This window comes from Streptomyces globisporus C-1027, assembly GCF_000261345.2.
Lineage (GTDB): Bacteria > Actinomycetota > Actinomycetes > Streptomycetales > Streptomycetaceae > Streptomyces > Streptomyces pakalii.
This window is the reverse complement of sequence record NZ_CP013738.1, coordinates 2,622,540-2,636,156: the sequence shown is the minus strand read 5'-3', so window position 1 is coordinate 2,636,156 and position 13,617 is coordinate 2,622,540. Positions and strand designations below refer to the sequence as shown.

Here is a 13,617-nt window from a genome sequence, read left to right as displayed (position 1 = left end):
GGCCACCGGTGGGGCGAACCGGCGGTGCGAGCCGGTGGTGCGAAGGGATGGGCATGCCTGAGCCGTACGACGTGATCACCATGGGGCGGATCGGGGTGGACCTCTACCCGCTGGAGGTCGGGGTACCGCTCGCCCGGGTCGAGACGTTCGGCAAGTTCCTCGGTGGTTCCCCGGCGAACGTCGCCGTGGCGGTGGCCCGGCAGGGCCGGCGTACGGCCGTCATCACCCGGACCGGGCAGGACCCCTTCGGCGCCTACCTCCACCAGGAACTGCAGCGGTTCGGCGTCGACCCCCGCTGGGCGACGGCCGTCGCGGAGTATCCGACCCCGGTCACCTTCTGCGAGATCTTCCCGCCGGACGACTTCCCGCTCTACTTCTACCGGCGGCCCAAGGCCCCCGATCTGGAGATCCACGCCCCGGACCTCGACCTGGACGCCGTGCGCGACGCCAGGATCTTCTGGATGACGGGCACCGGACTCAGCGCCGAGCCGAGCCGGTCCGCGACGCTGGCCGCCCTCCGGGCCCGCAGCGAGAGCGCCGCGCGGGCCGAGCGCCCGGCGGGCGCCCCGCGGCGTACGGCCACCGTCTTCGACCTCGACTGGCGGCCGATGTTCTGGGACGGGGGCGACGACAGCTTCGAGGCGCCCGCGCGGTACCGCGAAGCGCTCGCCCATGCCACGGTCGCCGTCGGCAACGTCGACGAGTGCGCCGTCGCGACCGGCGAACGCGAACCGTACGCCGCCGCCCGGGCCCTGCTGGCGGCCGGGGTGGAGCTCGCCGTCGTCAAACAGGGGCCGAAGGGCGTCCTCGCCGTCCACCGCGACGGCACCACCGCCGACTGCCCGCCGCTGCCGGTCGAAGTGGTCAACGGCCTCGGCGCCGGGGACGCGTTCGGGGGCGCGCTCTGCCACGGGCTGCTCGCCGGATGGCCGCTGGGCCGCATCGCGCGGTACGCGAACGCGGCCGGCGCCATCGTCGCCTCCCGGCTCGCCTGCTCGTCCGCGATGCCGTTCCCCGACGAGGTCGAGGAGGCCCTCGCGGCAGGCGCCGTGACGGCGGAACTCGCGTCGCGGGCGGACCCGGGCACAGCGGCCGAGACCGGCGGTGCGGCCGATCCGGAGACTCCGACCGCCTCGGGCGATGCGGCCCGTCCGGGAGCTCCGGCCGCCCCGGGCGCCGGGACGGTCCCTGCGACTGCCCCCGCCGCCCCCGAAGCCCCCAAGGCCCCCCGGACCGGAGCGGGCTCATGACGCCGCTCGCGCCCTCCCTCTCCGCGCTCGTCCGGCTGCGCGCCGAGCGGCCCGAAGCCGTCGCCGAGGCCGCCGCGCGACGGCAGAGGCGGCGGCTGATCCGGCGCCCCGGCGACCGGCTGATGATCATCGCGGCCGACCACCCCGCGCGCGGCGCGCTCGCCGTGGGGGACCGGTCCCTCGCCATGGCCAACCGCTTCGAGCTGCTGGAGCGGCTCTGCCTCGCCCTCTCCCGCCCCGGGGTCGACGGGGTGCTCGCATCGGCCGACGTCCTGGACGACCTCCTCCTGCTCGGCGCCCTGGAGGACAAGGTCGTCATGGGGTCGATGAACCGCGGCGGTCTCGCGGGCGCGGCCTTCGAGCTCGACGACCGGTTCACCGGCTACCGCCCCGACGACCTGGTCCGGCAGGGGTTCGACGCGGGAAAGCTGCTCCTGCGCATCGACCACGACGACCCCGGTTCGCTGGACACCCTGCACACCGCCGCCCGGACCATCGACGCGATGGCCGCCCACCGGCTGCCCGTCTTCGTCGAACCGTTCCTCTGCCGCCGCGTCGACGGCCGCCTCCGCAACGACCTCGGCGCCGCCGCCGTGGCGACCTCCATCGCCATCGCGTCGGGCCTCGCCGGGACGTCCGCGTACACCTGGCTGAAGGTGCCCGTCACCGACGACCCCGACGCCATGGGCCGGGCGATGGAGGCCTCCACGCTGCCCGCCGTCCTGCTCGGCGGCGAGGTCGGCGACGACCAGGACGCCGCGTACGGGAAGTGGCGCGACGCGCTGCGGCTGCCCACGGTGCGGGGGCTGGTCGTGGGACGCTCACTGCTCTACCCGGTCGACGGGGACGTGACGCTCGCCGTCGACACCGCCGTATCGCTGCTCCGGCCGGGTAGGTAAGGGCCATGACGACGGATCACCCCGACCAGGGGCAGCACCAGGGCCAGGGACAGGGACAGCTCGGAGACCAGGGACAGGAACAGCACCGGTTCCACCTTCCGTCCGGCAGCGCCGCGCGCGGGGCGTACGCCGTCGACATCGATCCCGAGGGCGCCGGCTGGGACCGCTCCGCCCTGCGGGTGCTGGAGCTGGAGCCGGGTGGTGTTCACACGCTCGTCACCGGAGGCAGCGAATGGATCGTCCTGCCGTTGGCCGGTGGCTGTACGGTGCGTATCGCAGGTGAGACCTTTGAACTGCGGGGCAGGGAGAGTGTGTTCAGCGGGGTCTCCGACTTCGCCTACGTACCGCGCGACGCCCGCGCAGAGATCTCCTCCGGCGCAGGAGGCCGCTTCGCCCTGGCAGGAGCGAGGTGCGAGCGACGACTCCCCGCTCGCTACGGCCCCGCGCCGGAGGTACCCGTCGAGCTGCGCGGCTCCGGGACCTGCTCCCGCCAGGTGAACAACTTCGCCGCCGCCGACACCTTCGACTGTGACCGGCTGATCGCCGTCGAGGTCCTCACCCCCGGCGGCAACTGGTCCTCCTACCCGCCCCACAAACACGACGAGCACGTGCCGGGCGAGGAGTGCGAACTGGAGGAGATCTACTACTTCGAGGTGCAGGACGGCGGGCTCGGCTACCACCGGGTCTCCCCGTCGCGCGACGGCGGTACGGACGTCCTCGCCGAAGTCCGCGGCGGTGACGTGGTCCTCATCCCCGACGGCTGGCACGGCCCGTCCATCGCCCCGCCCGGCCGGACGCTCTACTACCTGAACGTGATGGCCGGGCCGGGGGAGGAGCGCGCCTGGCTGATCAGCGACCATCCCGACCACCGGTGGATCCGCGACACCTGGCCGGATGAGCCGATCGACGCCAGACTCCCGCTCTACACGGCGCATCCGTCGCCCGGCCCGGAGGTAACGCCTTGAGCCCGACGAGTCCCGCGAGCCCAGAACGTTCCGCGAGCCCGAAGGCCCCGACCCCCACCCGCCGTCTGACCACCGCTCAGGCCCTGGTCGCCTTCCTGGCCCGGCAGTACACCGAGCGCGACGGCCGCCGGCAGCGGCTGATCAGCGCCACCTGGGGCATCTTCGGCCACGGCAATGTCGCGGGCATCGGCCAGGCGCTCGTGGAGGCGGGCCACGGAGGGAACGGCTCCGCGCACCGCATGCCGTATCTCCAGGGCCGTAACGAACAGGCCATGGTGCACGCGGCCGTGGGGTACGCCCGCCAGTCGGGGCGGCTCTCCGCGCAGGCGGTGACCACGTCCATCGGGCCGGGGGCCACCAACCTCGTCACCGGGGCCGCCCTCGCCACGATCAACCGGCTGCCCGTCCTGCTGCTGCCCGGGGACACCTTCGCGACCCGGCCCGCCGACCCCGTCCTGCAACAGCTCGAAGTGCCGTACGCCGGTGACGTGTCGGTCAACGACTGTCTGCGGCCGGTCTCGCGCTACTTCGACCGGATCACCCGGCCGGTGGCGCTGATCCCGGCCGCCCTCCAGGCGATGCGGGTCCTCGCCGACCCCGCCGAGACCGGGGCCGTCACGCTCGCGCTGCCGCAGGACGTGCAGGCGGAGGCGTACGACTGGCCTGAGGAGTTCTTCGCCGAGCGCGACTGGCACGTCCGCAGGCCCGCACCCGACGCGTACGAGCTGGAGACGGCGGTACGGGCGATCCGCTCCGCCCGCCGCCCCCTCATCGTCGCGGGCGGCGGGGTCCGGCACAGCGCCGCCGAGGAGACGCTCGCCGCGTTCACCGCCGCGACGCGCATCCCGGTCGCCTCCACCCAGGCGGGCAAGGGCGCGCTCCGCCACGACCACCCGGCCGACGTCGGCGGCATCGGCCACACCGGCACCGCCACCGCCGACGAGCTGGCCCGCACCGCCGACCTGGTCATCGGCATCGGCACCCGCTTCTCCGACTTCACCACCGCATCCGGCACCCTCTTCGCCGACCCGGCCGTCCGCTTCCTCCACCTCAACATCACCGCCTTCGACGCCCACAAGCTGGCCGCCCTCCCCCTGGTCGCCGACGCCCGCGCGGGGCTTGAGGCACTCACGGCGGCCCTCGCCGGACGCGGCTACCGGGTCGATCCGGCGTACGAGACGGAGTACACCGGCGCGAAGGAGGCGTGGGAGGAACGGGTCGAGGCGTCCTTCGCCACCCCCGACCCCACCGCGCGCCCCACCCAGACCCAGGTCCTCGGGCTCCTGGACGACCTGGTCACCGAGGAGGACATCCTCATCAACGCCGCCGGCTCCCTCCCCGGCGACCTGCACAAACTCTGGCGGACCCGCTCCCGCGACCAGTACCACGTGGAGTACGGCTACTCCTGCATGGGCTACGAGATCCCGGCGGCCATCGGCGTCCTGCTCGCCGCCGGAACCGGGCAGCGGACCCGCCCCGTCTGGGCCCTGGTCGGCGACGGCACGTATCTGATGAACCCCACCGAGATCGTCACCGCCGTCCAGGAGAACCTGCCGCTGAAGCTGCTGATCCTCCAGAACCACGGGTACGCCTCCATCGGCGGCCTCTCCGCGTCGGTCGGCGCCGAACGCTTCGGCACCGCCTACCGCCACCGCGACCCCGACGGCGGCTTCACCGGCCCGCCGCTCCCCGTCGACCTGGCCGCCAACGCCGCCTCCCTCGGCCTGCGGGTCCTGCGCGCCGCCACCGTCGACGACCTGCGCAAAGCCCTCTCCGAGGCCCGCGACGCGGAGGGCCCCACTTGTGTCTACGTCGAGACCGAAACGCCCGACACAGTGTCGGGCCCCCCTCCGGCGCAGGCGTGGTGGGATGTTCCGGTAGCCGAAACCGCGAGCCGACCGGCGGCGGTGAAGGCCCGGGAGGAGTACGACCGCCAGGTCGCCGCCCGACGCCGCCACCTGTGAGACCAGCCCCCGCGCCTGCCCGAAGCCTGAAGGAGTACGTCATGACGAAGACCGTCAACCACTGGATCGGCGGCAAGACAGTGGAGGGCACGTCGGGCCAGTACGGTCCCGTCACCGACCCGGCCACCGGCGCGGTCACCACGCAGGTCGCGCTGGCCTCCGTGGCGGAGGTCGACGCGGCCGTGGCGGCGGCGAAGGCCGCGTACGCCACCTGGGGCACCTCCTCGCTCGCCCAGCGCACCGCCGTCCTCTTCCGCTACCGCGCGCTGCTCGACGCCCACCGCGACGACATCGCCGCGCTGATCACCGCCGAGCACGGCAAGGTGCACTCGGACGCGCTGGGCGAGGTCGCCCGGGGTCTGGAGATCGTCGAGCTGGCGTGCGGGATCACCACGCAGCTCAAGGGCGAGCTGTCCACCCAGGTATCCAACCGGGTCGACGTCTCCTCGATCCGCCAGTCGCTGGGCGTGGTCGCGGGCATCACCCCGTTCAACTTCCCGGCCATGGTGCCGATGTGGATGTTCCCCCTGGCCATCGCCTGCGGCAACACGTTCGTGCTGAAGCCGAGCGAGAAGGACCCGTCGGCCGCCAACCTGCTGGCCGAGCTGGCGTCCGAGGCGGGCCTTCCGGACGGCGTCCTCAACGTCCTGCACGGTGACAAGACCGCGGTGGACGGCCTGCTCAACCACCCCGACGTGGCCGCCGTCTCCTTCGTCGGCTCCACCCCCATCGCCCGCTACATCCACGCCACCGCCTCCGCCAACGGCAAGCGCGTCCAGGCGCTCGGCGGCGCGAAGAACCACATGCTCGTCCTCCCGGACGCCGACCTGGACGCCGCCGCCGACGCGGCGGTCTCGGCGGCGTACGGCTCCGCCGGTGAGCGCTGCATGGCGATCTCCGCGGTCGTCGCGGTCGGCGCGATCGGCGACGAGCTGGTCGCGAAGATCCGCGAGCGCGCCGAGAAGATCAAGATCGGCCCCGGCAACGACCCCACCTCCGAGATGGGCCCCCTGATCACCGCCGCCCACCGCGACAAGGTCGCCTCGTACGTCACGGGCGCCGCCGCCCAGGGCGCGGAGGTCGTCCTCGACGGCACGGGCCACACGGTCGAGGGCTTCGAGGACGGCCACTGGATCGGCCTGTCCCTCCTGGACAAGGTCTCCACCGACTCCGACGCCTACCAGGACGAGATCTTCGGCCCGGTCCTGTGCGTGCTCCGGGTGGAGTCGTACGAGGACGGCGTCGCCCTCATGAACGCCTCGCCGTTCGGCAACGGCACCGCGATCTTCACCCGCGACGGCGGCGCGGCCCGCCGGTTCCAGCTGGAGATCGAGGCCGGCATGGTCGGCGTCAACGTGCCGATCCCGGTCCCCGTGGGCTACCACTCCTTCGGTGGCTGGAAGGACTCGCTCTTCGGCGACCACCACATCTACGGCAACGACGGCGTGCACTTCTACACCCGCGGCAAGGTCACCACCACCCGCTGGCCCGACCCGGCCGACGCCCCGGCCGGCGTCGACCTCGGCTTCCCGCGCAACCACTGACCGACGCACCCCCGGCAGCGCCCGGGCCTCCGGCGAAATCCGGATGCCCGAGCGCTGCCGTGTCCCGCATCCTGGGCACATGAACACCCCGCCCGTCCCGCCCCGCCACCAGATCCGCGCGCTCCAGACCGCCACGACGGTCACCGTCTACCAGGCGTACCGGCCGGCCATCGGCCTCCCCGCCGCCCGCGACGGACGGTTCCCCGCCGAGTGGAAGCGGGACCGGATGACCTGGATCAAGCCCAGCTTCCTGTGGATGATGTACCGCTGCGGCTGGGGCACCAAGGAGGGGCAGGAGGTCGTCCTCGCCGTCGAGATCGAGCGGTCCGGTCTGGAATGGGCCCTCGCCCACGCCGAAATCTCCCACTACGTCAGCGGAGTTCACCCGGATCAGGCCTCCTGGCAGCGCAGCCTGCGCGCCGCCCCCGCCCGGGTGCAGTGGGACCCCGAACGCGACCTCGACCTCAACCCCCTCCCGTACCGCTCCCTCCAGCTCGGGCTGAGCGGCGAGGCGTCCCGGCGGTACGCGGACGAGTGGACCGTCTCCGTACGCGATGTCACCCCGCTCGCCCGCGAGGTCCACGCGGCGGTCCGGGCGGGGGAGCGGGAGCGGGCCGCCGCCCTGCTGCCCGTGGAGACGCCGCTCGACCTCGCGGCGCCGGGGGGCTACCGCCCGGCCCCGCCCCCGAACTCCCACACCAGCATCGCGAACCGCCCGTCGTCACCCGCCCCCGCCGACCGGTACGTGGCGAGCGCCGCCTCGTTGTCCGGCTCCACGCCGACCCACACGTCGTAGCACCCCCGCTCCCGGGCGAGGTCCACCAGCGCCCGGGTCAGGGCCCCACCGATGCCCCGGCGGCGGAAGGGGTCGTCGACGGCGAGTTCGTACAGGCACATCTCCGTGCCCTTGTCCGGGTGCAGCATCTCGATGCCCGAGACGAAGCCCGCCGGGACACCGTCCACGTATGCGATCAGCAGCACATGACCGCCCGCGGCGAGGAAACGGGCCGCCCACTCCTCGCGGGGAGGGGCGTCGAAGAGATGGCCGGCGGCCAGGAGCTCCGCGACGGTCGAAGCGGGGCGAATGTCCACAATGGCCTCCCGGGGCAGAAATTCCGTACCGCGTCCGGAGTACGGGCGAGGCGCACCGTACCTCTCAGGGAGGCCGCGCACTTCACCCTGGCGGCACGCAACCGGCTTGCGTCCTCCGTTTAGGGTCGAGGGATGGAGACCCCTACTGCTCGATGGCGGCGCCTGCTGCCCCGTACACCTGGCCGGTGGGCCGCGGTCGGCGCCGCGCTCGCCGTGCTCGTGGGCGGCGGCACCTGGTCCGCCGTCGCCGACGACGGCTCGCCCGCCGTGCAGCGCGAGGACCGGATCCTGCGCATGGACGGGGTGCCGATCGACACCTCGTACTTCCATGCCAAGGGTTCCGGTAAGCGGCCCGCCGTGCTCATCGGGCACGGGTTCGGCGGCAGCAAGAACGACGTCCGGGCCCAGGCCGAGAAGCTGGCCGCCGATGGATACGCCGTGCTGACCTGGTCGGCGCGCGGCTTCGGGAAGTCCGGCGGGAAGATCTCCCTCAACGATCCCGACCACGAGGTCGAGGACGTCTCCCGGCTCATCGACTGGCTCGCCGAGCGGCCCGAGGTGGAGCTGGACGGCAAGGGCGACCCCCGGGTCGGTCTCACCGGGGCCTCCTACGGCGGGGCCGTGTCCCTGCTCGCCGCCGGGCACGACGAGCGCGTCGACGCCATCGCGCCCGTCATCACCTACTGGAACCTCGCCGACGCCCTCTTCCCCGACGGGGTCTTCAAGAAGCTCTGGGCCGGGATCTTCATCACCACCGGCGGCGGCTGCGAGCGGTTCGAGAAGCAGCTCTGCGAGATGTACGAGCGCGTCGCCGTCAGCGGCAAGCCCGACGCCGAGGCGGTGAAGCTCCTCACCGAGCGGTCGCCGTCCGCCGTCGCCGACCGCATCAAGGTCCCCTCACTGCTCCTCCAGGGGCAGTCCGACTCCCTCTTCCCGCTCGGCCAGGCCGACGCCATGCAGAAGGCCATCAGCGCCAACGGCGCACCCGTCTCCGTCGACTGGATCTCCGGCGGCCACGACGGCGGCGACAGCGAGACGAGCCGGGTGGAGGGGCGGGTCGGGGACTGGTTCGACCGGTATCTCAAGGAGGACACCGGCACCGCCACCGGGCCCGCCTTCCGCGTCACCCGTACCGGAGGCGTCGACTCCACCGACGGCGCCGCCCTCCTGCGCGGTGCGAGCAGCGACACCTACCCGGGGCTGCGCAGCGGCGGCCGGGACATCGCGCTCGACGGCGGGACGAAGACCTTCCGCAACCCGGCCGGATCCGTACCGCCCGCCATCTCCGCCGTGCCCGGCGTCGGCGGCGGACTCGCCCGGCTCTCCTCCCTCGGCGTCGGGCTCTCGCTCGACTTCCCCGGACAGTTCGGCCGGTTCGAGTCCGCGCCGCTGGACAGCTCCGTACGCGTCACCGGCACGCCCACCGTCACGGTGAACGTGAAGGCCGACGGCGACCGGGACGCGGTGCTCTTCGGCAAGGTGTACGACGTGTCGCCGGACGGCAGACAGCAGGTGCTGCCCCACCAGCTCGTCGCCCCCTACCGGATCACCCCCGACCAGCAGGGCAAGCCGATCGAGCTGGCCCTGCCCGCCGTGGACCACGAGTTCGACGCCGGACACCGGATGCGCCTCGTGTTCTCCGCGACGGACCTCGGTTACGCGTCCCCGGCCGAGCCCGCCACGTACGACGTGACCCTCGACGGACCGCTGACCGTCCCCACCGCACCCGCCGTGAAGACCGCAGCGGCCGCCCTCCCGTGGTGGACCTGGGGTCTCCCGGCCGCCGCGCTCGTCATCGCGGCCGCACTCCTGATCACCGCCCGGCGGCGGACCGCGACGCCCGCCCCGGACCCGGAACTCGCCGACGTACCGCTCCAGATCACCGGGCTCTCCAAGAAGTACGCGAAGTCCGTCGACCGGTACGCCGTGCGCGAGCTGTCCTTCAGCGTGGAGAAGGGCCAGGTGCTCGGGCTCCTCGGCCCCAACGGCGCGGGCAAGACGACCACGCTGCGCATGCTCATGGGGCTCATCACCCCCGACGAGGGCGAGATCCGCGTCTTCGGGCAGGCCATCCGGCCCGGCGCCCCGGTGCTGTCCCGGGTCGGGGCGTTCGTGGAGGGCGCGGGCTTCCTGCCGCACCTCTCCGGGCGCGCCAACCTCGACCTGTACTGGCAGGCCACCGGCCGCCCCGCCGAGGACTCCCACATCGACGAGGCCCTGGAGATCGCGGGCCTCGGCGACGCGCTGGCCCGTGCCGTACGGACGTACTCCCAGGGCATGCGGCAGCGGCTCGCCATCGCGCAGGCCATGCTCGGCATGCCGGACCTGCTGATCCTCGACGAGCCGACCAACGGGCTCGACCCGCCGCAGATCCGCGAGATGCGGGACGTGATGATCCGGTACGCGGCCGGGGGCCGGACCGTCATCGTTTCCAGCCACCTCCTCTCGGAGGTCGAACAGTCCTGCACCCACCTGGTCGTCATGGACCGGGGTCGGCTCGTGCAGGCCGGTCCGGTCGCCGAGATCACCGGCTCCGGCGACATGATCCTGGTGACCACGGCAGAGGAGGTGTCCGAACCGCTCGCGGAGAAGGTCGCCGCCCTGCCCGGCATCGGCTCCGCCGTCCCCACCGACGACCGGCTCGGGCTCCTCGTCCGCCTGGACGGGGCCACCACCTCGCGGCTCGTCGCCGACCTGGTCCGGCTCGACGTCCCGGTCACCGGCGTCGGACCGCACCGCCGCCTGGAGGACGCCTTCCTCACCCTGATCTCCGGAGGAGCAGCATGAGCGCCCCCGTCCAGCCGCCCGAGGCCCGGGTGGCGAGCGAACACCCGGAGGCCGCGGGCTACCGCGCCGGGCGGACGCTCCCGCTCCGCGTCGAGGCCATGCGGCAACTGCGCCGCCGCCGCACCCTGCTCATGGGCGGGGTGCTCACCGCCCTCCCCTTCATCCTGATCATCGCCTTCGCGATCGGCGGCACGCCGGACGGCGAGGACGGAGGCGGGGGCCGGGGCGGCGGCAGCCGGATCAACCTGATGGACGTGGCGACCGAGTCCGCCGCGAACTTCGCGGCCACCTCGCTGTTCGTCTCGGCCGGTTTCCTGCTGGTGATCCCGGTGGCCCTGTTCTGCGGGGACACCGTGGCCTCCGAGGCGAGCTGGTCGTCCCTGCGCTACCTGCTCGCCGCGCCGGTACCGCGCGTACGGCTGCTGTGGTCCAAGCTCGTCGTCGCGCTCGGCTTCAGCCTCGCCGCGATGGTGCTCCTGCCGGTCGTCGCGCTGGCGGCGGGGACGGCGGCCTACGGGTGGGGGCCGCTGAAACTGCCGACCGGGGGAGCCCTGTCCGCCGGGGACACCGTGCCGCGCCTCGCGCTCGTCGTGGCGTTCATCTTCGTCTCCCAACTGGTCACGGCGGGGCTGGCGTTCTGGCTCTCCACCAAGACGGACGCGCCGCTCGGCGCGGTCGGCGGCGCGGTCTTCCTCACCATCGTCGGCAATGTGCTCGACGCGGTGACCGCGCTCGGCTCCTGGCGCGACTTCCTGCCCGCGCACTGGCAGTTCGCCTGGGCCGACGCGCTCCAGCCGCAGTTGGAGTGGGGCGGCATGATCAAGGGCGCGGCCGTATCAGTGTCCTATGCCCTGATCCTGTTCGCGCTGGCCTTCCGCGGGTTCAGTCGTAAGGACATCGTGTCCTGAACCTGATGTTCCGCCGGTTTCCCGCCCGCTGTTGCCGCATCGAGATGGTTCCGCAACGCTTTCGTCGACTCCGGTCGGCGGGCCCGTACGTCACATTCACAGGTGTCGAGGACACCGTGACGACGTGGGGGGTTACGCATGAACCAGGCCGGCCGACGACATGAGAAGCGGGCGGGAGACCGAGCGGGGTACCGGGTAGGGGGCCGGGCGGGAGGCAGCCGGGCGGGGGCTGTGGCGCTGCTCCTCGCGGGTGCCGTGGCGCTCAGCGCTTGCAGCGCCTCCGACGGCGGATCGAGCAGCACGCGCGATGTGAGCTCCGGCTCCCGCAAGGGGCAGAGCTCGACCGGCGGCGGACAGCCCGCGCCGGACGCGGTGGCGCCCGGGACGGGCCGGTCGGCCGCACCGGAGGGGGACGCCGAGTCCGGGGCCTCCGCCGCGCCGGACGTCAAGGCGCCCGACTACCTCTCCACCTTCGCCCTGGACGTGGACACCGCCAGCTACGGCTACGCGCGCCGCACCCTCGGCGACGGCCGGCTGCCCGCGGCCGAGGACGTACGCCCCGAGGAGTTCGTCAACAGCTTCCGCCAGGGGTACGAACGGCCCGAGGGCAACGGCTTCTCCGTCAACGTCGACGGGGCGCGCATCGGCTCCGGAAACGGCGGGGACGGCGGAACCGGAGCCTCCGACTGGTCGCTGCTGCGGGTCGGCCTGGCCACGAGGACCGCACCGCCCGCCTCCGAACGGCCGCCCGCCGCGCTCACGTTCGTCGTCGACATCTCGGGGTCCATGTCCGAGACGGGCCGCCTGGACCTGGTCCGGAAGTCCCTGGCCATCCTCACCGACGAACTGCGCGACGACGACTCCCTCTCCCTGGTCACCTTCAGCAACGAGGCCGAGACCCGGCTGCCGATGACCCGGATCAAGGGCAACCGGAACCGGATCAAGGATGTGGTGGCGGAGATGGAGCCCGCCCAGTCCACCAACGTCGAGGCGGGCATCACCCGCGGCTACGAGGAGTCGGTCGAGGGCCACCGCGAAGGCGCCACCAACCGCGTGGTGCTCCTCTCCGACGCCCTCGCCAACACCGGCGACACCGAGGCCGAGGGCATCCTGAAGAAGATCGACTCCGCTCGCCGCGAGTACGGCATCACGCTCTTCGGCGTCGGTGTCGGCAGCGACTACGGCGACGCGTTCATGGAGCAGCTCACCAACAAGGGCGACGGCAACACCACGTACGTCGGCGACGAGACGCAGGCCCGCAAGGTCTTCGTCGACCAGCTGCCCGCCCACCTGGAGATCCGGGCCCGCGACGCCAAGGCCCAGGTGGCATTCGACCGGAAGAACGTGCAGCAGTTCCGGCTGATCGGCTACGAGAACCGCAAGGTCGCCGACGAGGACTTCCGTGACGACAGCGTCGACGGCGGCGAGGTCGGTCCCGGCCACACCGTGACCGCTCTGTACGCCGTACGGCTGCGCGAGGGCGCGTCCGGCACGGTGGCCAGGGCGACGGTCCGCTGGCTCGACCCCAAGACCCGCAAGGCCCAGGAGGAGACCGGGACCGTCACGACCGGGGCGGTCGACACAACCCTCTGGGGCGGCGAGAACGACCGGCTCCAAGTCGCAGCCGTGGCGGCCTACTTCGCCGACCGCCTGCGCGGAGGTGACCTGCCCGGCGCACCCGGCCTGGGCGAACTCGCCTCCCAGGCGTCCGGGTTGGCGGAGTCGACCGAGGACAGCGCGGTGGAGAAGCTCGCCACGGCCATCGGCCAGGCGGACCGGCTGCAGCGCGGAGCCGGGACGGACGACGAACCGGAACCGAGCGAGGGCGAGATCGGCTGAGACGGACCGCCCGCGCGGGCCGGCGTCGGTGCTGGTCGGGGGCGCGTGCGCCGGGGCCTGTGTGCGCCGGGGTCTGCCCGGGCCGGCCCCGCCCGCACTGGAGCCTCCCTGGGATCGGGCCCGCGGGCCTGGAGCTGCGGGCCGGACCCCGCGTGCGCGAGGGCCGGCCCGCACGGGGGCCGGTGTCGGCCGGGGCCCGCATGCGCCGGCGCCGGTGCGCCGGTGCCCGCCGGGTGTGGATCCGCGCTGGGTTCCGCCCGTGCCGGCCTCTGCCCGTGTCGGCCTCTGCCCGTGTCGGCCTCTGCCCGTGCTGGCCTCTGCCCGTGCTGGCCTCTGCCCGGCCCGGCCCCTGCCCGGCCCGGGTCTCCC

General features: G+C 73.3%; 9 protein-coding genes and 1 pseudogene. 9 read left to right on the top strand and 1 reads right to left on the bottom strand.

All coding sequences use genetic code 11. The annotated features are described in order from the left end of the window. Positions 1-53: 53 nt before the first annotated feature. The 6 genes from iolC (at position 54) to WQO_RS11320 (ending at position 7,418) form a co-directional block, all read left to right on the top strand. Positions 54-1,250, top strand: a complete 1,197-nt coding sequence (gene iolC / locus WQO_RS11345) for a 5-dehydro-2-deoxygluconokinase (protein ID WP_010064906.1) — start codon at positions 54-56, stop codon at positions 1,248-1,250. Beyond that, positions 1,247-2,149: a Cgl0159 family (beta/alpha)8-fold protein gene (locus WQO_RS11340; protein WP_010064904.1), complete on the top strand. Its 903-nt coding sequence runs from the start codon at positions 1,247-1,249 to the stop codon at positions 2,147-2,149. The genes iolC and WQO_RS11340 overlap by 4 nt, the downstream gene beginning before the upstream one ends. 5 nt (positions 2,150-2,154) lie before the next feature. Beyond that, positions 2,155-3,114, top strand: coding sequence for a 5-deoxy-glucuronate isomerase (gene iolB, locus WQO_RS11335; protein ID WP_010064903.1), 960 nt, complete (start codon positions 2,155-2,157; stop codon positions 3,112-3,114). Continuing rightward, positions 3,111-5,078, top strand: a complete 1,968-nt coding sequence (gene iolD / locus WQO_RS11330) for a 3D-(3,5/4)-trihydroxycyclohexane-1,2-dione acylhydrolase (decyclizing) (protein WP_010064902.1) — start codon at positions 3,111-3,113, stop codon at positions 5,076-5,078. Before iolB ends, iolD begins: the two co-directional genes overlap by 4 nt. 41 nt (positions 5,079-5,119) lie before the next feature. Then, a complete protein-coding gene (locus WQO_RS11325; protein ID WP_010064901.1) occupies positions 5,120-6,622 on the top strand; it encodes a CoA-acylating methylmalonate-semialdehyde dehydrogenase in 1,503 nt (500 codons plus the stop codon). Between the two features lie 79 nt (positions 6,623-6,701). Then, a complete protein-coding gene (locus WQO_RS11320) occupies positions 6,702-7,418 on the top strand; it encodes a DUF4291 domain-containing protein (RefSeq protein ID WP_335339647.1) in 717 nt (238 codons plus the stop codon). Here the strand turns inward: WQO_RS11320 and WQO_RS37390 are convergent. Beyond that, a pseudogene (locus WQO_RS37390) lies at positions 7,412-7,603 on the bottom strand (GNAT family N-acetyltransferase); the annotation flags it as partial. The gene WQO_RS11320 and the pseudogene WQO_RS37390 sit on opposite strands and share 7 nt — an antisense overlap. Before the next feature lie 243 nt (positions 7,604-7,846). Here WQO_RS37390 and WQO_RS11310 point away from each other — a divergent pair. From WQO_RS11310 to WQO_RS11300, 3 genes are all read left to right on the top strand, one after another. Beyond that, a complete protein-coding gene (locus WQO_RS11310; protein ID WP_193407181.1) occupies positions 7,847-10,501 on the top strand; it encodes an alpha/beta fold hydrolase in 2,655 nt (884 codons plus the stop codon). Beyond that, positions 10,498-11,409: an ABC transporter permease gene (locus WQO_RS11305; RefSeq protein ID WP_010064897.1), complete on the top strand. Its 912-nt coding sequence runs from the start codon at positions 10,498-10,500 to the stop codon at positions 11,407-11,409. Before WQO_RS11310 ends, WQO_RS11305 begins: the two co-directional genes overlap by 4 nt. A gap of 138 nt (positions 11,410-11,547) precedes the next feature. Next, complete coding sequence (locus WQO_RS11300) at positions 11,548-13,248, top strand: vWA domain-containing protein (protein ID WP_079055542.1); 1,701 nt, start codon at positions 11,548-11,550, stop codon at positions 13,246-13,248. Positions 13,249-13,617 lie beyond the last annotated feature (369 nt).